At 66.8% G+C, this 20406-nt stretch carries 22 protein-coding genes; 9 read left to right on the forward strand and 13 right to left on the reverse strand.

Going from position 1 to position 20406, the window contains the following annotated elements:
• The first annotated feature begins 9 nt into the window (after nt 1-9).
• From imuA to HY57_RS12495, 4 genes are all read left to right on the forward strand, one after another.
• On the forward strand, nt 10-633 hold the full coding sequence (gene imuA / locus HY57_RS12480; RefSeq protein WP_019467237.1) for a translesion DNA synthesis-associated protein ImuA: 624 nt from the start codon (nt 10-12) through the stop codon (nt 631-633).
• A 9-nt stretch (nt 634-642) separates the two neighbouring features.
• Complete coding sequence (locus HY57_RS12485) at nt 643-2055, forward strand: Y-family DNA polymerase (RefSeq protein ID WP_019467236.1); 1413 nt, start codon at nt 643-645, stop codon at nt 2053-2055.
• Nucleotides 2056-2203: 148 nt separating this feature from the next.
• Nucleotides 2204-5281, forward strand: a complete 3078-nt coding sequence (locus tag HY57_RS12490; protein ID WP_019467235.1) for an error-prone DNA polymerase — start codon at nt 2204-2206, stop codon at nt 5279-5281.
• Nucleotides 5282-5377: 96 nt separating this feature from the next.
• Entirely contained in the window at nt 5378-6148 is a 771-nt protein-coding gene (locus HY57_RS12495; RefSeq protein WP_019467234.1) for a helix-turn-helix domain-containing protein, read from the forward strand.
• Here the strand turns inward: HY57_RS12495 and ccoS are convergent.
• From ccoS to ccoN, 7 genes are read right to left on the reverse strand one after another with little or no spacing between them, the layout of a single operon-like run.
• Nucleotides 6132-6341 carry a cbb3-type cytochrome oxidase assembly protein CcoS gene (gene ccoS / locus HY57_RS12500; protein ID WP_019467233.1) on the reverse strand — a complete coding sequence of 70 codons (210 nt, stop codon included), beginning with the start codon at nt 6339-6341 and terminating at the stop codon, nt 6132-6134. The genes HY57_RS12495 and ccoS overlap by 17 nt on opposite strands.
• A complete protein-coding gene (locus HY57_RS12505) occupies nt 6338-8530 on the reverse strand; it encodes a heavy metal translocating P-type ATPase (protein WP_019467232.1) in 2193 nt (730 codons plus the stop codon). Before HY57_RS12505 ends, ccoS begins: the two co-directional genes overlap by 4 nt.
• A complete protein-coding gene (locus HY57_RS12510; RefSeq protein WP_019467231.1) occupies nt 8527-8742 on the reverse strand; it encodes a hypothetical protein in 216 nt (71 codons plus the stop codon). The genes HY57_RS12505 and HY57_RS12510 overlap by 4 nt, the downstream gene beginning before the upstream one ends.
• Nucleotides 8726-9634, reverse strand: coding sequence for a cytochrome-c oxidase, cbb3-type subunit III (gene ccoP / locus HY57_RS12515; protein WP_019467230.1), 909 nt, complete (start codon nt 9632-9634; stop codon nt 8726-8728). Before ccoP ends, HY57_RS12510 begins: the two co-directional genes overlap by 17 nt.
• Nucleotides 9631-9822 carry a cbb3-type cytochrome oxidase subunit 3 gene (locus HY57_RS12520; RefSeq protein WP_019467229.1) on the reverse strand — a complete coding sequence of 64 codons (192 nt, stop codon included), beginning with the start codon at nt 9820-9822 and terminating at the stop codon, nt 9631-9633. Before HY57_RS12520 ends, ccoP begins: the two co-directional genes overlap by 4 nt.
• Nucleotides 9819-10475, reverse strand: coding sequence for a cytochrome-c oxidase, cbb3-type subunit II (gene ccoO / locus HY57_RS12525; protein WP_019467228.1), 657 nt, complete (start codon nt 10473-10475; stop codon nt 9819-9821). Before ccoO ends, HY57_RS12520 begins: the two co-directional genes overlap by 4 nt.
• 11 nt (nt 10476-10486) lie before the next feature.
• Complete coding sequence (ccoN, locus tag HY57_RS12530) at nt 10487-11953, reverse strand: cytochrome-c oxidase, cbb3-type subunit I (RefSeq protein ID WP_019467227.1); 1467 nt, start codon at nt 11951-11953, stop codon at nt 10487-10489.
• 232 nt (nt 11954-12185) lie between these two features.
• On the opposite strand from ccoN, the gene fdxA reads away from it, so the two are divergent.
• Nucleotides 12186-12509 (forward strand): ferredoxin FdxA, encoded by a 324-nt coding sequence (gene fdxA / locus HY57_RS12535; RefSeq protein ID WP_019467226.1) that lies wholly within the window; start codon nt 12186-12188, stop codon nt 12507-12509.
• Between the two features lie 10 nt (nt 12510-12519).
• On the opposite strand, the gene HY57_RS12540 is transcribed toward fdxA, so the two are convergent.
• From HY57_RS12540 to HY57_RS22225, 4 genes are all read right to left on the reverse strand, one after another.
• Nucleotides 12520-14466 (reverse strand): FTR1 family protein, encoded by a 1947-nt coding sequence (locus HY57_RS12540; RefSeq protein WP_081500749.1) that lies wholly within the window; start codon nt 14464-14466, stop codon nt 12520-12522.
• A 67-nt stretch (nt 14467-14533) separates the two neighbouring features.
• The gene (locus HY57_RS12545; RefSeq protein ID WP_019467224.1) at nt 14534-14953 is read right to left on the reverse strand and encodes a group III truncated hemoglobin; all 420 of its coding nucleotides are present in this window, start codon (nt 14951-14953) and stop codon (nt 14534-14536) included.
• Nucleotides 14954-14979: 26 nt separating this feature from the next.
• On the reverse strand, nt 14980-16215 hold the full coding sequence (locus HY57_RS12550; protein WP_019467223.1) for an NnrS family protein: 1236 nt from the start codon (nt 16213-16215) through the stop codon (nt 14980-14982).
• A gap of 75 nt (nt 16216-16290) precedes the next feature.
• Entirely contained in the window at nt 16291-16413 is a 123-nt protein-coding gene (locus HY57_RS22225) for a hypothetical protein (protein ID WP_019467222.1), read from the reverse strand.
• 43 nt (nt 16414-16456) lie between these two features.
• On the opposite strand from HY57_RS22225, the gene HY57_RS12555 reads away from it, so the two are divergent.
• The 4 genes from HY57_RS12555 (at nt 16457) to HY57_RS12570 (ending at nt 19266) form a co-directional block, all read left to right on the forward strand.
• A complete protein-coding gene (locus HY57_RS12555) occupies nt 16457-17326 on the forward strand; it encodes a helix-turn-helix domain-containing protein (protein ID WP_100218286.1) in 870 nt (289 codons plus the stop codon).
• A 64-nt stretch (nt 17327-17390) separates the two neighbouring features.
• Nucleotides 17391-18131 (forward strand): DUF4440 domain-containing protein, encoded by a 741-nt coding sequence (locus tag HY57_RS12560; protein ID WP_158407929.1) that lies wholly within the window; start codon nt 17391-17393, stop codon nt 18129-18131.
• Between the two features lie 65 nt (nt 18132-18196).
• The gene (locus HY57_RS12565) at nt 18197-18628 is read left to right on the forward strand and encodes a DUF6326 family protein (protein WP_019467219.1); all 432 of its coding nucleotides are present in this window, start codon (nt 18197-18199) and stop codon (nt 18626-18628) included.
• 50 nt (nt 18629-18678) lie between these two features.
• Nucleotides 18679-19266 carry a GIY-YIG nuclease family protein gene (locus HY57_RS12570; RefSeq protein WP_144240818.1) on the forward strand — a complete coding sequence of 196 codons (588 nt, stop codon included), beginning with the start codon at nt 18679-18681 and terminating at the stop codon, nt 19264-19266.
• 23 nt (nt 19267-19289) lie between these two features.
• On the opposite strand, the gene HY57_RS12575 is transcribed toward HY57_RS12570, so the two are convergent.
• Complete coding sequence (locus tag HY57_RS12575; RefSeq protein WP_019467217.1) at nt 19290-19571, reverse strand: hypothetical protein; 282 nt, start codon at nt 19569-19571, stop codon at nt 19290-19292.
• A gap of 129 nt (nt 19572-19700) precedes the next feature.
• A complete protein-coding gene (locus HY57_RS12580) occupies nt 19701-20285 on the reverse strand; it encodes an alpha-ketoglutarate-dependent dioxygenase AlkB (RefSeq protein WP_038579771.1) in 585 nt (194 codons plus the stop codon).
• Nucleotides 20286-20406 lie beyond the last annotated feature (121 nt).

The following is a 20406-nucleotide window of genomic DNA, read 5'->3' on the forward strand; positions in this document are numbered from 1 at the left end:
GCACGTGTCGTGGGCCAGGTCGTCGCGCTCGATTCGCTCTTCCATAGCCGCCAGGTCTGGCAAGGGCGCGCCGCGCCGGCACCGCCGGCCAGCCAACCGACCGGCTGGCCGGCGCTCGATGCCGCCTTGCCGACGGGGGGCTGGCCCGAGCATGCGATGACGGAAATCCTGTTGCCCGCCGATGGTGTGGGCGAATTGCAGCTGGTGTTGCCCACACTGGCGAGGCTGACCCGCGAAGCGCGTCCGGTCGTGGTCATCTCGCCGCCTTACGTGCCTTACGTGGCGGGATGGGAGGCGCGTGGCGTGGTGATGTCGTGCGTGGACATCGTGCAGGCGGACGAACGCGATGTGCTGTGGGCGGCCGAACAATGCCTGCGCTCGGCCAGTTGCGCCGCCGTGCTGGCGTGGCCCATGCACGCGGATGATCGGTCCCTGCGCCGCCTGCAGGTGGCGGCCGATACCGGCAAGGCGATGGCCTTTGTGTTTCGCGACCGCCGCCATGCCGTGCAGGCCTCGCCAGCAGCCTTGCGGCTGGAACTGGATGGCACGCCCACGTGGCAGGTGTGCGTGCGCAAATGCCGTGGCGGCAACCCGCCGGTGCAGGCGGTGCCGCTGGCCTCCGGCTGGTCGTGAGGTCGCGCCGTGCTCTGGGCCTGCATTCTGCTGCCGCAACTGGCGCTGGACGGTGTCCTCCGGCGGCGTCCGCCGTCGGACGAGCCGCTGGTGCTGGTGAGCGGTCCCGCGCAGGCGCGCATCGTGCACGCCGCCAATGCGCCGGCGCGTGCGGCAGGCATCTATCGCGGGCAGCGGCTGATGGCCGCGCAGGCCTTGCTGCAGCAATTCGCGATGATCGAGTACGACGCCGAGGACGAAGCGCACTGGCATCGCCTGATCGCCGCCTGGGCATATGGCTATAGCGCGGAAGTCGGCTTGTGCGCGCATGCCGTGGTGCTGGAGGTCAGTCGCAGCCTCAATCTGTTTGGGCCGTGGCCGCGCTTTGAATCGCTGCTGCGCGATGGCCTGAAGGGGCTGGGGTTCCGTCATCGCATCGCGCTCGCGCCAACGCCGCATGCCGCCTATGTCCTGGCCGGCGTGCATGACGGCCTGGCGGTGACGTCGCCGGATACGCTCCGGCAGGCGCTGGCTCCCGTACCCATTGCGCGTGCGCGCCTGCCGGAAGAGGCCGCGCAGGGCCTGCCGTCGATGGGCATCCGTACGCTGGGGCAGGTGCTCACATTGCCGCGCGCTGGATTACAGCGGCGTTTCGGGGGCGAGCTGGTGGCGCAGCTCGATCGCCTTGCCGGTGACGAACCCACGCCCATGGACAGCTACCGTCCGCCCGACGCGTTCGAGCAGCGCATGGAGTGGACGCACGAGATTGAGCACGTCGAGGCCCTGGTGTTTCCGTTGCGCCGCCTCACTGGCGATCTTGCTGCCTACCTGGCTGGTCGCGACGGTGGCGTACAGCGTTTCGAGCTGGAGCTGGAACATCGCAGCGGGCCGCCGACCCGCGTGACGGTGGGCATGCTGGCTGCCGCGCGCGATGCCGCACTGTTGTTCGATTGTGCGCGCGGGCGGCTTGAGCGCATCGAATTGCCTCAGCCGGTGTTGGCCATGCGGCTGGTGGCGCGCGAGTTGCCGCCGTTCGTGCCGGCGGGGCGTGACCTGTTCGACATGCGCCCCGTCAACGCCGTGCCGCTGGAACAGTTGCGCGAACGCCTGCGTGCACGGCTGGGCGAGCAGGCCATCCGTCATCTACACCGCACGGTGGATCCCCGTCCGGAGAAAGCGCAGTCCGATATGGCGCATGTGAAAGCGGCGACGAAACCGGAAACCCTGCCGCGTCCGACCTGGCTGCTGGATACGCCGCGCCCCTTACGTGGCTCGCCGCCCGAGGTGCTTGCTGGCCCCGAGCGCATCGAAACCGGCTGGTGGGATGGTGGCGACATCCGGCGGGATTACTACGTGGTGCGTACCACGCAGGGACAGTGCGCCTGGGTGTATTGCGCGCCGGGCGAGCAGGGGAGCTGGATGCTGCATGGGTGGTTTGCATGACACGAGTGGTTCGCATGACTTACATGGCTTGCGTGTGTCCTCAAAGAAACCGTCATTCCCGCGAAAGCGGGAATCATTGCACTTCAAGGCAGACTACGTGATTCCCGCTTTCGCGGGAATGACGAAGTCAAGTGTTGTGGGGTTGTGCATGAACGACTACGCCGAACTCCATTGCCTGTCGAATTTTTCGTTCCAGCGTGGCGCGTCGAGCGCGCGTGAGTTGTTCGAACGGGCGAAGGATTGTGGTTATCGCGCGCTGGCCATCACCGACGAATGCTCGCTGGCCGGCATCGTGCGCGCCTACGAGGCGTCGCGCGACACCGGCCTTCCCCTGATCGTCGGCGCCGAGTTCCAGGTCGAGGATGGCCCGAAGCTGGTGCTGCTGTGCGAGAACCTGCAGGGCTACACCGCGCTATGCGCCTTGATCACCCGCGGGCGGCGCGTGGCCGAAAAGGGTTCGTATCGCGTGACGCGCGATGACTTTGCCGGTGGCCTGCCGGGTACCCTGGCGCTGTGGCTGCCGCAGGATGACTCGGGGCAGGAGCATGGTGCCTGGCTGAAGACCTTGTTCGATGGCCGCCTATGGCTGGCCGTCGAGCTGCACCACGGGCCGGATGACGCGCGCCGCTTCGACGCGCTGCGTGCGCTTGCTGCAGCACTGGCGTTGCCGATGGTGGCGGCAGGCGACGTACACATGCATGTGCGCCGCCGCCGCGCCCTGCAGGATGTGATGACAGCCATCCGCCATCACCGCACCGTGGCCGATGCTGGCGACCTGCTGTTTCCCAATGGCGAGCGGCACCTGCGCACGCGCGAGGCCTTGTCGGCGATCTATCCGGCGGAACTGCTGGCCGAAAGCGTGCGCATCGCCGAGCGCTGCCACTTTGTGATGACCGACATCAACTATCGCTATCCCGCCGAATTGGTGCCAGAGAGCGAAACGCCGACCACCTGGCTGCGGCATCTGACGGAGGAAGGCCTGAAATGGCGCTGGCCGCAGGGCGAGCCGAAGAAGGTGAGGGATCAGGTCGAGTACGAGCTGGATCTGGTCAAGAAGCTGCAGTACGAGTCGTATTTCCTCACCGTGCACGAAATCGTGTCCTTCGCGCGCAGCAAGGACATTCTTTGTCAGGGGCGCGGTTCGGCGGCCAACTCGGCCGTGTGCTATGCGCTGGGCGTCACGGCAGTGGACCCGGCCACCACCACGCTGCTGGTCGAGCGCTTCATCTCCGCCGAGCGCAACGAACCGCCTGACATCGACATCGACTTCGAGCACGAGCGGCGTGAGGAGGTCATCCAGCACATCTACGAGAAGTACGGCCGCGAGCGTGCCGCGCTGGCCGCCACGGTGATCTCTTACCGTGGCCGCAGCGCTGTGCGTGATGTGGCGCGTGTGCTGGGCTTGCCGTCCGACCAGATCGACCTGCTGTCGCGCACCTTCGCCTGGCAGGACGGAGACGACCCGGTGGACGATCGCCTGCGCGAGCGCGGCTTCGATCCCGAAAGCCCGCTGCTGCGCCGGGTGATTGCATTGACGGCGGAATTGATCGGCTTTCCGCGCCACCTGTCGCAGCACGTCGGCGGCTTCGTCATTTCCGATCAGCCGCTGTCGCATCTGGTGCCGGTGGAAAACGCATCCATGCCCGACCGCACCATCATCCAATGGGACAAGGATGACCTGGACACCATGCGCTTGCTGAAGGTCGATTGCCTGGCGCTGGGCATGCTGACCTGCATCCGAAAATGCCTGGCGCTGCTGGAGGTTCATCATGGCCGCGTCGAAACGCTGGCCTCGATGCCCAAGGAAGATCCGGATACCTATCGATTGATCCAGGCGGCAGACACCATTGGCGTATTCCAGATCGAGTCGCGCGCGCAGATGGCCATGCTGCCAAGGCATCGGCCGCAAAATTTCTACGACCTGGTGATCCAGGTGGCCATCGTGCGCCCCGGGCCCATCCAGGGCGACATGGTGCATCCGTACCTGCGCCGCAAGCGCGGCGAGGAGGAGGTGACCTATCCCTCGGAAAAGCTGCGCAGCGTCTTCGAGCGTACCCTGGGCGTGCCGCTGTTCCAGGAACAGGTGATGAAGCTGGCCATCGAGGCCGCCGAATACACGCCGGGCGAGGCGGACCAGTTGCGCCGTTCGATGGCGGCGTGGCGGCGCAATGGCGATATGGAAATCCATCGCCAGCGGCTGATGGCAGGCATGCTGAAGAATGGCTTCACGCCGGAGTTCGCCGCGCGCCTGTTTGAACAGATCAAGGGCTTCGGCTCCTACGGATTTCCCGAGAGCCATGCGGCGAGCTTCGCCCTGCTGGTGTATGCCAGCTGCTGGCTCAAATGCCATTACCGCGCGGCCTTCATGTGTGCGCTGCTCAATGCGCAGCCGATGGGGTTCTACGGCCCCAGCCAGATCGTGCAGGACACGCAGCGCCACGGCATCAAGGTGCGGCCGGTGGACGTGCGTTACAGCGGCTGGGACAACGCGCTGGAAGACGACCCTTCCTCGCGCGGCGGCTTTGCGTTGCGCCTGGGGTTCCGGCAGGTGCGTGGCTGCCGGCAGGAGGTGATGGAACAGTTGATGATCGCGCGTGCCCGGCGTCCCTTCAGCGACGTGGCCGACCTGTGTGCCCGTGCCGGACTCAATCGCCATCAGCAGGAGGCACTGGCCGAAGCGGATGCGTTGCGTGGACTGGCCGGCCATCGTCATCGCGCGCGCTGGGCGATGGCTGGCATCGAGGCGCAGTTGCCGCTGTTCGGCAACACCAGTCCGCAGGAAGACGATGTGGCCCTGCCGCCACCGTCGCAAGGCGAGAACACGCTGGCGGACTACGCCCGCATGGGGCTCAGCCTTGGGCCGCATCCCCTGCAGCAGATCCGTGCGCGCCTGCGCGCGGCGCAATGCGTGGATTCGCGCAGCCTGCAGCACCGGCCGCATGCCAGCCACGTGCGGGCGGCTGGCCTGGTCACGCAGCGGCAGCGGCCGCAAACCGCCAGCGGTGTCACCTTCATCACCCTGGAAGACGAGTTCGGCCCCATCAACGTGGTGGTGTGGAGCCACGTGGCCGAACGCCAGCGGCGCATCTTCCTCGAATCACGCCTGTTGGGCGTGGACGGCCGGTGGGAACACGTCGATGGCGTGAGTCATCTCATCGCGCATCGGCTGCATGACCTGAGCGAGTTGCTGGGCGCGCTCGATAGCCGCTCGCGCGATTTCCATTGATGGCGATCCGGCGGCCGCGACATCGGGACGCATGCGCCGTTTGCGCTGCCTCAATCCATAAAATGAGGCATCCCCAACCCCGCACCTGAGCACGTTATGCATAGCCCGCTGCTGAGTATTCCCCGTGTTCCCGAAGGCACGGCCGGCCAGGAGGGCGATGCCGTGCGGTTCTGCACCAGCTGTGCCTTCGCCAGCGCCTGTGAGGGCGAGGGTTATGGGAAGCAGGAGCTGGCGGCGCTGCAGTGCGTGGTGGAGCACGTGCCCATGGTGGACAGCGGAAAGCACGTGTTTCGCCGGGGCGAGCCGTTTCGCGCGATTTATGCGGTTCGCTCGGGCAGTGTGAAGACTTCCGTCTTCACGCGTGACGGGCGCGAGCAGGTGCTGGGTTTCTACCTGCCGGGCGATGTGGTGGGGCTCAATGGCATCTATCCGGAAAGCTACCCCTGCGACGCGATCGCACTGGAGCGCTCGTCCTTCTGTCATCTCGCTTTTCCGGCGATGAGCACCCTGGCGACGGCGTTGCCGGTGGTGCAGCAGCACCTGTTCCGCATGCTGAGCCGGGAGCTTGGCGTGGCCAGCCTGTTGGCCGGCGACCATACGGCCGACGAGCGCGTGGCGGCATTCCTGCTGGACCTGGGCGACCGTTTCGCCCGTCGCGGGCAGTCGGCAACCGTGTTCCGGCTGGCCATGTCACGCAGCGACATCGCCAGCTACCTGCGCCTGGCACCGGAGACGGTGAGCCGCGTGATCGGCCGCTTCCGCGAAAAGCAGTGGGTGAGCATCCATGGGCGCCGCGTGCACCTGCAGGAAGTGGATGCATTGCGCGAAACCGGCTATTCGCTCTGCCAGCTTACGGCGGCGGCGTGAACCCATCCTTGGCGGGTTCCGGCTCGTCCGCGGGCTGGGCCGCCACGTTCGCATCGCGCTCCTCCATCAGCGGAAGCACGCCGGGGCTTTCCAGGTCGTCGAACTGCTGGTGGTTGGCCGCCCAGAAGAACACGCCTATGGCCACGGCCACGATCATGAACGTGACGGGGATGAGCACGAGGATGATGTTCATGCCTGGGTCCCGCTGCGTGCACCGGTCCGGCCCACCCGCAGCGCATTGATTACCACGGCCAGCGAACTGGCCGACATGCCGATGGCGGCCAGCCATGGCGGAACCAGGCCGAAGGCGGCGAACGGCACGGCGCACAGATTGTAGGCCAGTGACCAGCGACGGCTTTGTGCCACGACGGTGCGTACTTCCCGCGCGATCTGGCGAGCCTCGGCCAGGCCGCCCAGCCTGCCGTGCAACAGCAGCAGGTCCGCGTTGGCCTGGGCCAGTTCCGTGCCGGAAGCCAGTGCCACGGAGACGTCGGCGGCAGCGAGGATGGGGGCGTCGTTGTTGCCGTCGCCTACAGCTAGCGTGATATGGCCTTGTGCCTTCTTGCGCTTCAGCAGCGCGAGCTTGTTCAGCGGTGTCTGCCGCGCATGGGCTTCGCGCACGCCGAGGTTGGCTGCGGCGACGGCAACGCGCGACGGGGCATCGCCGCTGGCGATCACCGTATCGACGCCGTCGGCGCGCAACTCGTGCAGCGTGGCGACGGCATCGGCGCGCACGGTTTCGTCCACGCTCAGCGTTGCCAGCAATCCGCGATCGTCGGAGAGGCAAAGATCCTCGCTGTCCGTCCGCTCCATGGCGCGGCCGAGGTGCAGGGTGTGGCCGTCGATTTCCCCGGTGATGCCGCTGCCGGAAAGGATGGAGACGTGGTGTGCACGGCCTGCGTGGTCGCCGCCCGTGGCAGCGCTCACGGCCTTCGCCATGGGGTGGGCGCTTTGCGCGGCGAGGGCGCCGGCCCAGCCGGCCCACGAGGAGATGCCGGGGCGGTGCACGCGTGCCGCGGCCAGATCGACGCGCGGCGTCGTCAGCGTGCCCGTCTTGTCGAACACGGCCACATCGACGCGGGCCAGGGTTTCAAGTGCCGCGCCGTCGACCACCAGCACGCCGCGCTGGGCGAGGACGCCGAGGGCCCGCACCAGTGCGCTTGGCGCACTGAGCGCGAAGGCGCAGGGGCAGGCGATGACCAGGACGGCGATGGTCGATTCGAACGCGCGGGACGGATTGACGGCCAGCCACCCCGCCGCCGTCAGCAGCGTCAGCAGCAGGACGCGTCCGACGAAGCGGCGCAGGTCGGCATGATCCACGCGGGCGGCCGCTTCGCGCGCCAGCCGCGTGCGTGCGCTCAACGCGCCGATGCGTGCGGCTGCCGTGTGCTTGCCGCTGCGCTCGACACGCAATTGCGCCGGGCCATCGATCACGATGCTGCCGGCGGTCAGGCGTTCCCCGCGGCGGCGGGTCACCGGCAGCGACTCGCCGCTAAGCAAGGATTCGTCGACCTGCACGGCCTCGCTCTCCAGTACGCCATCCGCTGGCACGGCGGCGCCGTCGGCGACGTGCACGTAGTCGCCGGGCAGCAGTTCCATGGCCGGCATCAGTTCGAGCATGCCGTCGGCACGGCGTCGTTGCGCGAGCAGGGGCGTGCCGTCGGACACGGCATCGCCCAGCGCCGTATTCCGGTGCTCGGCGCGCAGCTCGACATAGCGCGCCGCCAGCAGCAGGAAGACAAACATGGTGATCGAGTCGAAATAGATCTCGCCCTGGCCGCGCAGGGTGTTGAGCGCGCTGGCCAGGAACACCAGCCATACCGCCGCGGCAATGGGAATGTTCATGCCGAGCCGGCCGCTGCGGATTTCCTTCAGCGCACCGCGGGTGAACGGATGCGCGCCGTAGAAAACGACCGGCACGGACGACAGGAACCCGAGCCAGCGGAACAGGCCCCGGGTGGTGAAGTCGACGAAATCCACTACGCCCAGGTAGATCACGAAGGCATAGGTCATCACCTGCATGGCGAACATGCCGGCCACCAGCAGGCGCTTGAGCAGGTCGCGCGCTTCGCGGGCCTGGGTGTCGTCCGCCACGTCCTTGCCCAGCGGCTGCGCGGGGCAGCGCATGCTTTCGAAACTGCGCAGCAGCGCGGGCAGGGTGGTGCGCGCACCATCCCAGATCACGTGTGCGCGGCGCGAGGCGGCATCGATGCGTACGCGCTGGACGCCGGGCAGGGCGTGCAGCATCTGGTCGAGCTGCATGATCTGCCGTGCGTCCTGCAGCGAGGCGAGGCGGAACACGGCCTCCTGCCGGCCATCCCGGCGTGGACGGATGACCTGTGCCGCAAGCTGCGGGTGCGACCACACGTCGTAGGTGTTCATGGCTTGGCCGGGCGATGGTCGTGCGTGGTGGATGGCACGCCCATCAGCGGCGACGGCGCGTCCACGGGGTCATCCGCATGGTGCGCGCCGAGCACGATCATCCACACGCAGCCGGCCAGCGACGCTGCGAAAATAGCGGCGCCCAGCCACAGGATGGGCTGCCGATACCAGCGGTCACCGGTATCGGCGGCAAGGTCATGGCGACGGCTCATGATCCGTGCGGGAGAGGTGATACACGTAGGCGGCCAGGACGCGGATCTGGTCATCCGTCAGGCGCGGGCTCCAGGCGGGCATATGTCCGGTGCGTCCGTCGCGGATGCTGGTTTCGATGTCGTTGAGCGAGCCGCCATGCAGCCAGATCTGGTCGGTCAGGTTGGGTGCGCCCAGCGCCGTGTTGCCCTTGCCGTCCGGGCCGTGGCAGGCAGCGCAGGTAGCGAACAGCGGCTTGGCGGCCTCGGCGGCTTTCTCGTCGTGCGGGCGGCCGGACAGGCTCAGCACGTACTGGGCGAGGTTCTTCACGTTGTCCTCGCCCAGGCTGGCCCATGGCGGCATGACGCCGCTGCGGCCGTCGTGGATGGAGGTGTAGATGTCCTTGCCTTCGCCGCCGTACAGCCAGTCGCTGTCGGTGAGGTCGGGTGCGCCCAGCAACTGGTTGCCCTTGCCGGCGCGGCCGTGGCACGCCGCGCAGTTGTCCTGGAACAACCGCTTGCCGAGTTGCTGCGCCTCCGCATCGTTCGACAGCTGTTCGATGGGATAAAGCGAGAAGCGCTTCATCAGTTCGTCCAGCCTGGCGTTGTTGGCGGCGGCGTTCTCCGCCAGTTCACCATGCGAGGTCCAGTGCAGCAGGCCCTTGAAGGCGCCAAAGCCGGGAAACAGCGCGAGGTAGATGAAGCCGCTGACGAACATCGCGCCAGACATCACCACCCACCACGTCGGCAGGCGGTGCACGCCTTCGCGCAGCACGCCATGGGCCCAGACGTGTCCGCTGGTGCCGTCCTCGCGCACGGGAATCTTCGCGCGTGGCGCCCACAGGTAGAGGAAGAAGGTGATGCCCAGGTTCAGCACCACCAACAGCATGATCCACAGCGACCAGAACAGGCTCATGCGTCGGCGTCCTTGGCAGGGGCGGGTGCGGCGTGGCCCGGCGGAGGGTCGTCTTCCATGGGCAGGGCCGCCATGCGCGAGAACGTGCGGCGGTGATGTCCGCTCCACGCCCATGCCCAGATGCAGATGAAGGCGACCATGATCACCACAATGATCACGCCGGTGAGGTGTCCCCACAGTTCGTTCATGGCTCGCCTCCGTCGGTGGCTGCCGTACCGGATGACGTACCGGTCGGTTCGTTCTTGATGCCCAGGCCTTGCAGGTAGGCCACCAGTGCGTCGAGTTCGGTCTTGTCCTTGACGGCGTCGGGCGCACCGGCGATGTCGGCATCCGAATAGGGGTCACCCAGCTTGCGCAGGCCGCGCATGCGCGCCTGGATGTCCGAGGCGTCCAGCGGCGTCTTGGCCAGCCACGGATAACCGGGCATGTTCGATTCCGGCACCACCTGGCGTGGATTCATCAGGTGCAGCACATGCCACTGGTCCGAATACTTGCCGCCCACGCGCGCCAGGTCCGGGCCGGTGCGCTTGGAGCCCCACTGGAACGGCCGGTCGTACACCGATTCCTCGGCGATGGAGTAATGGCCGTAGCGTTCCGTTTCGGCGCGCAGGGCCCGGATCATTTGCGAGTGGCAGAGGTAGCAGCCCTCGCGTACGTAGATGTCCCGGCCCGCCAGTCGCAGCGGGTCATAAGGCTTCACGCCGGAGGGCGCATGCACCTCGTGCGCGCGCATGAACAACGGGGTGATTTCGGCGAGGCCGCCGATGGACACCATCACGGCGGTAAGGATGCCGAGCAGGCCGGCGTGCTTCTCGATAGCTTCAAAGTGTCGATAGGCCATGATCGCGCTCCTCAACCCGCCGCCGGCAACGGAGCAGGAATCTGGTCCGGCTCGGGCTCGGGAATGGGAACGGGAATGGGCTTGATGATGCGGGCACGCGCATCGGCCGCCGTGTGCCACAGGTTCCAGGCCATCACCACCATGCCCGAGAGCACCAGCAGGCCGCCCATCCAGCGGATCAGGTACATCGGCTTGATCGCGATCAGGCTGTCGAGGAACGAATAGGTGAGCGAGCCGTCGGCATTGGTGGCGCGCCACATCAGGCCCTCGGTGACGCCTGCGGTCCACATCGAGCCGATGTAAAGCAGCAGGCCCATGATGTGCAGCCAGAAGTGCAGCTCCATGGCCTTCTGCGAATACATCTCCGGACGGCCCAGCGCGCGCGGCGCCATGGCGTAGAGCGAGCCGATGGTGATCATCGCCACCCAGCCGATGGAACCCGAGTGCACGTGGGCGATGGTCCAGTCGGTGTAGTGCGACAGCGAGTTCACCGTCTTGATCGCCATCATCGAGCCTTCGAAGGTGGCGGCGGCGTAGAACACCAGCGACATCACCATGAACTTGGCGGCGGCATCGTTCTTCAGTCGCGCCCACGAGCCGTTGAAGGTGAACAGGCCGTTGGCGGCGGAGCCCCAGCTCGGCATCAGCAGGATCAGCGAGAAAGCCATGCCCACCGACTGCACCCAGTCGGGCAGGGCGGTGTACATCAGGTGGTGCGAGCCGGCCCACATGTACACCGAGATCAGCGCCCAGAAATTGACGATGGAGAAGCGGTAGCTCCACAGCGGCTGCTGCGCCTGGCGCGGCACGAAGTAATACATCATGCCCAGGAAGCCGGCGGTGAGGAAAAACGCTACCGCGTTGTGGCCGTACCACCACTGCACCATGGCATCGACCACGCCCGAATAGACCGGGTAGGACTTGGTCAGGCTGATCGGCAGCGCAATGTTGTTGACGATATGCAGCAGGCCCACGGCGATGATGAACGCGCCGTAGTACCAGTTCGCCACGTAGATGTGCTTGATGCGGCGGCGCGCCAGCGTGGCGAAGAACACCGCGCCGAACGAGACCCATACCACCGCGATCAGGATGTCGACGAACCATTCGGGTTCGGCGTATTCCTTGCTCTGTGTGATGCCCAGCGGCATCGTGGTCATCGCCAGCACGCAGACCAGTTGCCAGCCCCAGAAGGTGAGTTCGGCCAGCCGTGGCATGGCAAGGCGCGTGTGGCCGGTGCGCTGCACGACGTAGTAGCAGGTGCCCATCAGCGCGGAGCCGCCGAAGGCGAAGATCACGCCAAAGGTATGGTCAGGCCGGATGCGGCTGAAGGTCAGCCAGGGAATGTCGAAGTTGAGGGCGGGCCACATCAGCTCGGCGGCGGCGTACACGCCGACCGACATGCCGATGATGCCCCACACCGCCGCTGCCAACAGGAACAGGCGTACGACCTTGTCGTCGTAATACTCGGTATTCGGCATATGGGTTCACCCTGGACGATGGCGCGATGGTGCGCCGCAGGGTCGTCGCATATCGATGACCTAAGTCAATTTTTGTAGGCCATGGCTGTTATGCCTGTCAGACGTTTTGACGCAGTCGATCCGGGTCAATGACTTGGCGCGGCCGTGGTGCCCGGGAGCGGTTTTTGACCCCCGTCAGGGCCGGCGCCGGGCAGGCGGGGCAAGCTCGCGTGGATTTCGCGCGAGAGCCGCCATGACCCATGTCGTCACCGAGAACTGCATCAACTGCAAGCACACCGACTGCGTCGAGGTCTGCCCGGTGGATTGCTTCCACGAGGGCCCCAACTTCCTGGTGATCGACCCCGATGAATGCATCGACTGCACGCTATGCGTCGACGAGTGCCCGGTGGGGGCCATCTATGCGGAGGACGACGTGCCGGCGGGACAGGAGCCCCTCCTGGCCTTGAATGCCGAGCTGGCGAAGCAGTGGCCGGTCATCTCGGCCAGGATCCCTGCCATGCCCGACGCGGCCGAGTGGAACGGGCGCCCGCACAAGCTGGCTTTGCTGATTCGCTGATCGCGCCCGCTCAGGCGGTGCGCGCCCGCCAGCGATTGACGGCGAAACCGGTGGCGAGCATCAGGGCTACCGCGAGCTGCGCCAGCAGCGACTGCCACGTGGGGTAGATCCCCAGCAGGTCGATGGATGGCGCCGGCGCCACGGTAACGGCGGCCCAGCCGGCCTCCTGTAGTGCCGCCACGCCCTTGCCGGTCAGCACGATGGCCAGCACGGCGATCACCAGCGAGCTGACGGAGAAGAACAGCCCCAGCGGGAGGCGCTGGCTGGTACGCAGCAACACCCAGGCGATCACCCCCAGGATGACTGCGCCGGCGGCGAGCCCGGCGAACAGCCAGAGGCCCTGGCCCTCGTTCCACAGCGCTGTGTAGAACAGGATGGTTTCGAAGACTTCGCGATAGACCGAGATGAAGGTCAGGCCGAACACGAACCAGGCCGAGCGACGGTTCAGGGCGGTCGCCATCTTCGCCTTCAGGTAGGACTGCCAGCGGCCACCGATGCTCTTCTGGTGCATCCACAAGCCTACGCCCAGCAGCACGGCGGCGGCGAACAGGGACGACAGCCCCTCGGTCAGCTCGCGGCTGGCGCCGCTGATCGAAATGGCATAACTGGCGGCCGCCCATGTCACCGCGCCCGCCAGCAGGGCGAGTGCCCAGCCCGCATGCACGTAACGCGTGGCGTCATGCCGGTCGGCCTTGCGCAGGAAGGCCAGCAGGGCGACGACGACCAGCAGGGCCTCCAGCCCCTCGCGCACCAGGATGGTGAGTGCGCCCACGAAGGTGGTCATCGGGCTGGCTGATGTTCCGGACAGCAGGGTCTGCGCCCGTCCCAGCAGGCTGTCGACTTCATGCGCCTGGCGGGTGGCGGCATCGTCGTCCGGGGATCGCGTCAGCGTCGTGCGGTACGCCCCCATCGCCGTCTCGATGCTTGCCCGCAGCGAGGCGTTGCGGGCATCCAGTTGCGCCTCGACCGGCTCGACCCCGTCGAGATAGGCGGACAGGGCGAGTTGCCTGGCCTCTTCACTCTTGCCATGGCGATGGGCCTCCAGGCTGTCCGCCAGGCGGACGCGTGCCAGCGATAGGCCGGTGAGCGCCTCGTGGATCGCTTCGGGATGCCCACGCAGGTAGCCGATGATGAGGCGCGCCTGCGTATCGCCCAGCGTGTCGGCGAGGCCGGCGACGCGGGCGCGGGCCAGTTCGTTCGGCGAGGCGATGGCGCCACGGGCGCGTGGATCGTCCCGCCACGCCTGTTCGCCCTGCGAGCCTGGTGTGGGATACGCCAGCGTGCCCACGTAGTACGCCAGCGACCAGCGGTCGTCGGCTGAGAGGGTCTGCGCGTAGCTGGCCATCGGGGTGCCGGTCACGCCCTGCGTGATCACTTCGTACAGCGAGAGCGCGCTGCGCTGGTCGGCGCGCGTGGTGTTGGTGAAATCGATCGGGCGGGGGGAGAGCGGCAGCCCGGCCGGGCCGTCGCCGTGTCCGGTGGCCCCGTGGCAGGCCGCGCATTGCGCCTGGTAGATCGACGCACCGCGTGCGAGGTCGGGTGTGCGGCCCGGCGCGGTTGGAATGGGGTAGGCCTGGAGCAGGGTGTCCGTCAGCGCATGTGCCTGCCGTGACACGTCGGCCTCGGGAGCCTTCGCATCGATGAGCGCCACCAGCTGGTCGGCCTGTTCATGCAGCGCGGGCGTGGCCGGCGATGGTGGCAGCGCCAGCACGCGTTCGCGGGCGTGGCGCGCAAACTCGCGCATCTCGGCATATTCCGACGCGCTGACGACTTCACCGTTCCTGACGGCGCCGGCATAGTCCGCCGCGAGGTAATCCAGCATCTGCCAGGTCTGCGGCACGCTGGCGGCGGGATCAGTGGTGCCTTGTTGCGCCCGCGCGGTCGGCAGGGCCAGCCCGATCAGGAGCAGCGCGATCAGCCACGCCGGGATGACTCTACAAACGCGAGTAATTCTCATTTGTAAAGTGTACTCCCGTTTCCGGCGATATGTCGCGGGTGGGAGTGGGTGGCGGCTCAGCGCGGCATTACGAGGTGATGTGCAGCGGGCCCAGGATCCGCGAGGGGTGCTCCACGGTCAGCTTGCCCTGGCCAATGCCTATGCTGATGCTCTGCGCAATGCGTTCGGCCGTGGCGATGAAAAGCTCGGCCGCCGGCGGCTCGAAGACCTCGCGGGCGGTTTCGCGCCACAGCGCCAGCCAGCGGTGGAACAGCATCTGCGGAAACGCGGGCAAGGCGCGGTGCACGCCCATCGGGTTGCCGTGGTAGCGGCCCGTGCGCAGGATCACGGACGACCAGAAATCCCGCAGCGTGTGCTTGTGCTCGGTCCAGTCGTGCACGGCCGTGTTGAACACCGGACCAAGCTCCGCATCGGCGCGGACCTTGTCGTAGAAGCGGTCGACCAGCGTCGCGATGCCGACCTCGTTGGCAGTAGGAAAGAGAGCCATAAGCGGATACGTGAATGTGAAGCCTGTCAGCCGGGCGCGCCATCGCGCCGTGGGGTGAGATAGATCCATAGCGAGCGCGCCACCCAAGGGATGAGGGCGAGCAGCCAGAGCGTTGCCGCGGCGATATACCAGGGCCACGGCTGTGTAGTGTATTCCGCCGCCACGCGAATCAAGGCCGTGAGCTGCATGCCAAGAAAGGCCAGCCAGGGAATCGCGCCCATGGCGAGCGGCCGGCCGGAGTGGCCGTGGGTCACGCGCGTGACCATCGCCACCAGCATGGCGCTGAAAAAGCCAATGGTCAGCGCATGCAGCGGCGCCACCGCGCGCGAGTCGATACCGGTCGCCAGCACATGCAGGCTGTCGACGGTGTACAGCAGGAACGACAGCGGCAACCACGCCAGTGCGATGTAGAGCACCAGCAGCAGCCCGGGCCGGCGGGCCTTCCACGGTTGCCACGCCACCCACTGCCACAGCAGCAGCGCGGTCAGGGAGGCGTCCGGCAGCCAGCGCCATGCGCTCAGGCCGGACAGGTCCAGCACCAGGTGGGCAAGGCACAGCACCCACAGCGCCCAGAGTGACCAGGCCGGCCGGACCACGCGGTAGCCTGGCACCACGTTGCCCGAGAAGAACGGCACCATGCGATGGGCGACCGTGAAGTACATGGGCAGCAGGAAGCCGAACGTGGCGATGCGGTTGGCCGTTGCCACCCATGCAGGCGGCGCCCCAAGACTGGCGCACAGCACCAGGAAGAGCCCCGCCGCACCCATGGCCAGCGCGCACCAGGCGGAGCGTGCCCAGGTGTCGCGAAAGCCGTGCTGTCGCAGCCGGTCCGCCAGTGTCCCTGTCGCGATGAGCCAGCCCAGCAGCATGGCAGCCAGCCCCGCCGGCAACATGCGCGGCGCGCCACACGCGGCCGACAGCACCAGGGCCGCACCGGTGAGCATCAGGCCGAACACGGCGGCGTAGACGCGGCGTGGCACCACTGCCACGTTCATCCAGCGCGGAAACACGGTGAGCAGGAAGCCCATCACGAAAGGGGCGAGGGTGACGTATTGCATCAGGAAACCATGCATCCACACGGCCGGCATCGGCTGTGCGGCAGCCGGCCAGCCAAGCCACGGCGCCAGCAACATCCACAGCCACCAGCCCATGCCGGTGACCAGCAGCGTGGCGCCGATGAAGAACATCGCCCGGTGCGGCGCGGCCAGCAGGAGGAAGGTGGAGCCGGACGTCCCGGCCGTGGGTGAAGGTGTGGTTTGCATGATGTGCTGGATGCCCGCGCGGTGCGCCGGGGCCGTAGTGTCCGCGTCGCCGCCAATCCGACGCCCTGATCTGCGTCAGATCTCAGGCATGACCAGGGCGATATCCGGCGCGGGATAGGCATGCCGGCGCCACGCCGGGCCAGCCTCCCTGGCCGGCGGATGCTGGCTGGCCTCGGGAGCGCGGATGCGCCAACCCATATGCTACTGTCGCCACACAGGGGACGGCGGGGACGGGGCCACGATGCACAGGCTTTCCCACAACGGACATCCAGGCGTGCCCGGCGACGTCGTTCATGCCGACGGCGAGGCGTTGGCGCAACGCGAGCATGGGCACGCGCCATCCATCGGCAAGCGACAGCGCCCGAAGCCGCACCGGCGGCAGCCATCGACGACCACGGATCCATTGCCACCTTGCCTGGATTGTGCGTTTGCCGGCAGTTGCCTGGCGACGCTGGAGCAGTCGCCCGAGATGCGCGCCGATGGGCTGGGGCGTGCGTGGTCCTGCGGTGCCGGCGATGTCGTGATCCGGCGTGGTGACGCCTTGCGCGAGGTGCACATGGTCCGCAAGGGAGGCGTCAAGGCGTTCGTCGTTGCCAGCGACGGGCGCGAACAGGTGCTTGGCTTCCATCTGCCGGGCGAACTGATCGGGCTCGATGCGATCCACCTGGACTGTCATCCCGGCGACGTCGTGGCGCTGGAGTCCTCCGAGTTCTGCCGCTTGTCGTTCCATGACGTGTTGTCGTTGTCATCGCGGATGCCCGCCGTTCAGCAGCAGCTTCTTCGGCTGGTCAGTCGCGAACTGGGGCGTGCGAGCCAGTTGGCGGGTGACCTCAACGCCGAGGAGCGCGTGGCGTCCTTCCTGCTCGATCTGACGCGCCGCGACCCTGCCGGCAGCGGGAAGCTCCATGTCATGCGCCTGACGATGTCGCGCAGGGACATGGCGAACTATCTGCGGCTGGCGGCCGAAACGGTGAGCCGGGTATTTGGCCGGTTCCGTGCGCGAGGCTGGGTCGACGTCACCGGCCGCACGGTGCGCCTGCTGGATGCCGGGGCACTCCAGCGCCTGTGCCAGAACTCGCCACACTCGGGCAGTGATCCGCGCTCGCAGTGACTTCAAGCACGGGCTTGCGGTGGTGCCCGCCGTGCATGCTTCGGGGCATTGCGGGAGAGCCGGCATGCCAACGAAGCGAGTTGCAGCAACGATGCTTGTCCTTGGGTTGTGCGGGGCGCTGGCGGCACATGCCGGGGAGGCGCCCACGGCCTTGCGCGACGAGCTGGTCAAGACCACCCAGCGGCTGATGGATGCGTTGCCTGTGGGTGACAAGACGCCATGGGAGCAATCGGTGACCGACGATGCGGTGATCATCGACGAATTCGGGCGGGTGGCCAGCAAAGCTGAAACCATCGCCTCGCTGCACCGGTTTCCCACCGGCGTCACGGGCAGCATGGAGATGCGCGATCCGCATGCCTGGCTGCATGGCGATAGCGCGCTGCTCAGCGTCGAGCAGTACGAGCGCGAATCCTATTTCGGCCAGTCGTTCGTGGTGCGCTACCGGTCGCTGTTGACCTTTGTCAGGCAAGGTGGGCAGTGGAAGCTGGCGGGCGCGCAGGACGTGACCATTCCGACAGCGCCACCGACGCTGGACGTTCCCGGCCTTATGCCTGGCGATTACGCGGGAACGTATCGTTTTGCACCGGGTCGTGCGTGGACGGTATCCGTCGACCACGGCGCGTTGGGTGTTGCCACCCGGCAGGGCGGTCCGGTCACGACGCTGCAGCCCGTGGCGAAGGATGTGTTCATGGGTGCCGACGACGAGCGGAATCTGCTGATCTTCCAGCGCGATGAGCGCGGCAGGGTCACCACCCTGATCGAGCGGCGCAAGTTCAATGATCTGAAGCTCAGCAAGGAAAACTGACAACGACGGACATGGCGTATGCCGTCGCCGTCGCACTGACTTCCATCTGTCGGCAAGGAATACGCATGGCACCCGCTCCCCATGGAAAGTCCGCCCTCGAAGACCTGCCGGTTCCCGTCAAGTTGAAGCTTGCCGGGCTGTGGGCGAGCCTGATGTTCTGCTACATCTATGGCGACTACTTCGGGCTCTATCAGCCCGGGATACTGCAGGACATGCTGCAGGGAAAGATGGGGCCGCTCGGGCCGACGACACAGGGCGTATTGCTGGGTACGTCGGTGCTGATGGCTGTGCCCAGCGTGATGGTGTTCCTCTCGCTGGTGATGAAGCCGGCGCTGGGGCGCACAGTGAACATGATCCTCGGTCTGCTGTATGCACTCATCATGGCCGTGTCGATGCCGGGCGCCTGGACGTTCTATCTGTTCCTTGGCGTCATCGAGATCATCCTCTCCTTGTTGATCGTCTGGTACGCATGGAAGTGGCCGCGCGTATCGGGGTAACGCGCGCCGCGGGTGTTGATGTCACTATCGTGACCATGGACGAATTCTCCATGCCCAGGACGCTCGGCAAAGGGCGTACCTATGTCTATCTGTTTCCGTGGCGGGAGCAGGATCTGCTGAAGATCGGCTACTCGCGGCAGCCGCTGGTGCGCCTGCGCGCCCTGCATCGACGATTCTTCGACGTGTTCGATCTGGATCGCGGCCGCCTGCTGGAAACCGGGCGTCTGGCGCAGGCGCGCAAGATCGAGCGCGACATCATCCTGCGGCATGCCGACCAGCGTTCGCCGCCGCCACTCGCCGTGCCGGATGCCGCCGCGGGCTATAGCGAATGGTTTCGCGGAGTTTGCCCGGAGGTGACCGCCGAGCTACACGAGGTGGCGGAACGCGAGGGGCTTGCGCTGCGCTCCCTGCGGGACTGGTTGCGGCAATGGTTCGACGGCCGCTCGGATGGCTTGTACGAGTGGTCGTTGCGCATGCTGGAGGCCATCGAGTATGAAATCTTCAATGTGCCCGTGGCGCTGCAGCACGGCGAGGCGGCACGTTCGTTGCGCTATGTGATGGATGCCTGCGAGGCGGTGGGGCTGCCGCTATCGGCGATTTTTCCCGATGCCGCCTTGGCGTGGCGCGCCTTGCAGTGAGTGCGCCTGTAGCGGGCTTGCGGCTACCAGCGAAGGCGTGCCCGTGCGCGGGCGGCGCATTCCCCCAGGTGAACGCCGGCCCAGGCCAGGCCGAATGCCACCGGCAGGGCGGCCAGTCTCAACACGGGAGGAAACAATCCGCTGCTGGCCAGCATCACGCAGGCCAGTACCAGCAGCAGGTCCGCGCCCAGCCGGCGACGGCGGCAGTCCGCGACCTTCCGCGTATAGATGGCCACGGCTTCGTCAAAGGCCGCCCGCTCGGCGATCGATGGTGTGCTCCGTTCACGCGTGGCCAACGTTCGCATTCGCGTTTCCCCTGCCAACGCCGGCGTGGCGTCTGGGGGCATGGTAGCCAGTGCGAAGGTGATGGCCGGATCAAGGAATCGTATGGATGGAGTTCAGCGCGATGCCCATGTCTCGTCGCGCCAACGGCGTCACTCCGGCTTGCGCGTGCGAAAGGCCAGGCTGATGCGCGGACCCACCGGATGGGCCTGCTTGGGGATGCCGTGGTCGTAATGCAGCTGGGTGTCCAAGCTCATCAGCAACAGGCTGCCGGGGGCAAGGTCCAGGTCCAGGCGTCGAGCGGCGGCGTGCTTCTTGTTGCGGATGTGCATGCGTCGCGTGGCGCCCAGTGAGATCAGGGCGATCGGGTGGCCTTCCTGCAGGTCGCCGAGCCGGTCGTTATGCATCGCCACGCTGTCATGTTCGTTGCGATAGAGGTTCAGGCCGATGCTGTTGAACCGTTCGCCGGTGAGTGCGCGGACACGCTCCAGTGCCACATCCAATGGCCATGGCAAGCCGGGGTCGGCAGCGGAGAAATGGGAGGTCAGGCGCGGCACGTCCAGTTCCCGCTCGTACATCATGCGGCGCTGCTGTCGCCAGATCGGGCTGTCGAGCAACCGCTCATGCCAGCGCGCGGCTTCCTGGGCGCCGATCACGTTTTCCTCGTACACGATCCGGCCGCTGGCATCGTCCAGCAGCACGAGAGGGCCTTGGGTGAATAGCGAAAGCTGGGACACGGGCTGAGCGGACGTCGAAAGAGCGATGCGTTCCCCAATATAGGGGCGCCCCGGATCAAATCGAGAGACACCGGACGCCAGGTTCCACCGTCACGCGACGCCCGTTCGTTCGCTGGCATGG

Origin of the sequence: Dyella japonica A8, from assembly GCF_000725385.1 — a bacterium.
Taxonomy (GTDB): domain Bacteria; phylum Pseudomonadota; class Gammaproteobacteria; order Xanthomonadales; family Rhodanobacteraceae; genus Dyella; species Dyella japonica_C.

What these genes read in the sequence shown, in the direction of transcription:
- HY57_RS12565 (WP_019467219.1), top strand. Translation starts at nt 18,197, where the DNA reads ATGGCACCCGCTCCCCATGGAAAGTCCGCCCTCGAAGACCTGCCGGTT.
- HY57_RS12540 (WP_081500749.1), bottom strand. Translation starts at nt 14,466, where the DNA reads ATGAGAATTACTCGCGTTTGTAGAGTCATCCCGGCGTGGCTGATCGCG.
- HY57_RS12570 (WP_144240818.1), top strand. Translation starts at nt 18,679, where the DNA reads ATGCCCAGGACGCTCGGCAAAGGGCGTACCTATGTCTATCTGTTTCCG.
- HY57_RS12575 (WP_019467217.1), bottom strand. Translation starts at nt 19,571, where the DNA reads ATGCGAACGTTGGCCACGCGTGAACGGAGCACACCATCGATCGCCGAG.
- HY57_RS12490 (WP_019467235.1), top strand. Translation starts at nt 2,204, where the DNA reads ATGAACGACTACGCCGAACTCCATTGCCTGTCGAATTTTTCGTTCCAG.
- HY57_RS12520 (WP_019467229.1), bottom strand. Translation starts at nt 9,822, where the DNA reads ATGAACGAACTGTGGGGACACCTCACCGGCGTGATCATTGTGGTGATC.
- HY57_RS12550 (WP_019467223.1), bottom strand. Translation starts at nt 16,215, where the DNA reads ATGCAAACCACACCTTCACCCACGGCCGGGACGTCCGGCTCCACCTTC.
- HY57_RS12510 (WP_019467231.1), bottom strand. Translation starts at nt 8,742, where the DNA reads ATGAGCCGTCGCCATGACCTTGCCGCCGATACCGGTGACCGCTGGTAT.
- HY57_RS12555 (WP_100218286.1), top strand. Translation starts at nt 16,457, where the DNA reads ATGCACAGGCTTTCCCACAACGGACATCCAGGCGTGCCCGGCGACGTC.
- ccoP (WP_019467230.1), bottom strand. Translation starts at nt 9,634, where the DNA reads ATGAGCCTGTTCTGGTCGCTGTGGATCATGCTGTTGGTGGTGCTGAAC.
- HY57_RS12495 (WP_019467234.1), top strand. Translation starts at nt 5,378, where the DNA reads ATGCATAGCCCGCTGCTGAGTATTCCCCGTGTTCCCGAAGGCACGGCC.
- ccoS (WP_019467233.1), bottom strand. Translation starts at nt 6,341, where the DNA reads ATGAACATCATCCTCGTGCTCATCCCCGTCACGTTCATGATCGTGGCC.
- HY57_RS12505 (WP_019467232.1), bottom strand. Translation starts at nt 8,530, where the DNA reads ATGAACACCTACGACGTGTGGTCGCACCCGCAGCTTGCGGCACAGGTC.
- HY57_RS12560 (WP_158407929.1), top strand. Translation starts at nt 17,391, where the DNA reads ATGCCAACGAAGCGAGTTGCAGCAACGATGCTTGTCCTTGGGTTGTGC.
- fdxA (WP_019467226.1), top strand. Translation starts at nt 12,186, where the DNA reads ATGACCCATGTCGTCACCGAGAACTGCATCAACTGCAAGCACACCGAC.
- HY57_RS12545 (WP_019467224.1), bottom strand. Translation starts at nt 14,953, where the DNA reads ATGGCTCTCTTTCCTACTGCCAACGAGGTCGGCATCGCGACGCTGGTC.
- ccoO (WP_019467228.1), bottom strand. Translation starts at nt 10,475, where the DNA reads ATGGCCTATCGACACTTTGAAGCTATCGAGAAGCACGCCGGCCTGCTC.
- ccoN (WP_019467227.1), bottom strand. Translation starts at nt 11,953, where the DNA reads ATGCCGAATACCGAGTATTACGACGACAAGGTCGTACGCCTGTTCCTG.
- HY57_RS22225 (WP_019467222.1), bottom strand. Translation starts at nt 16,413, where the DNA reads ATGGGTTGGCGCATCCGCGCTCCCGAGGCCAGCCAGCATCCGCCGGCC.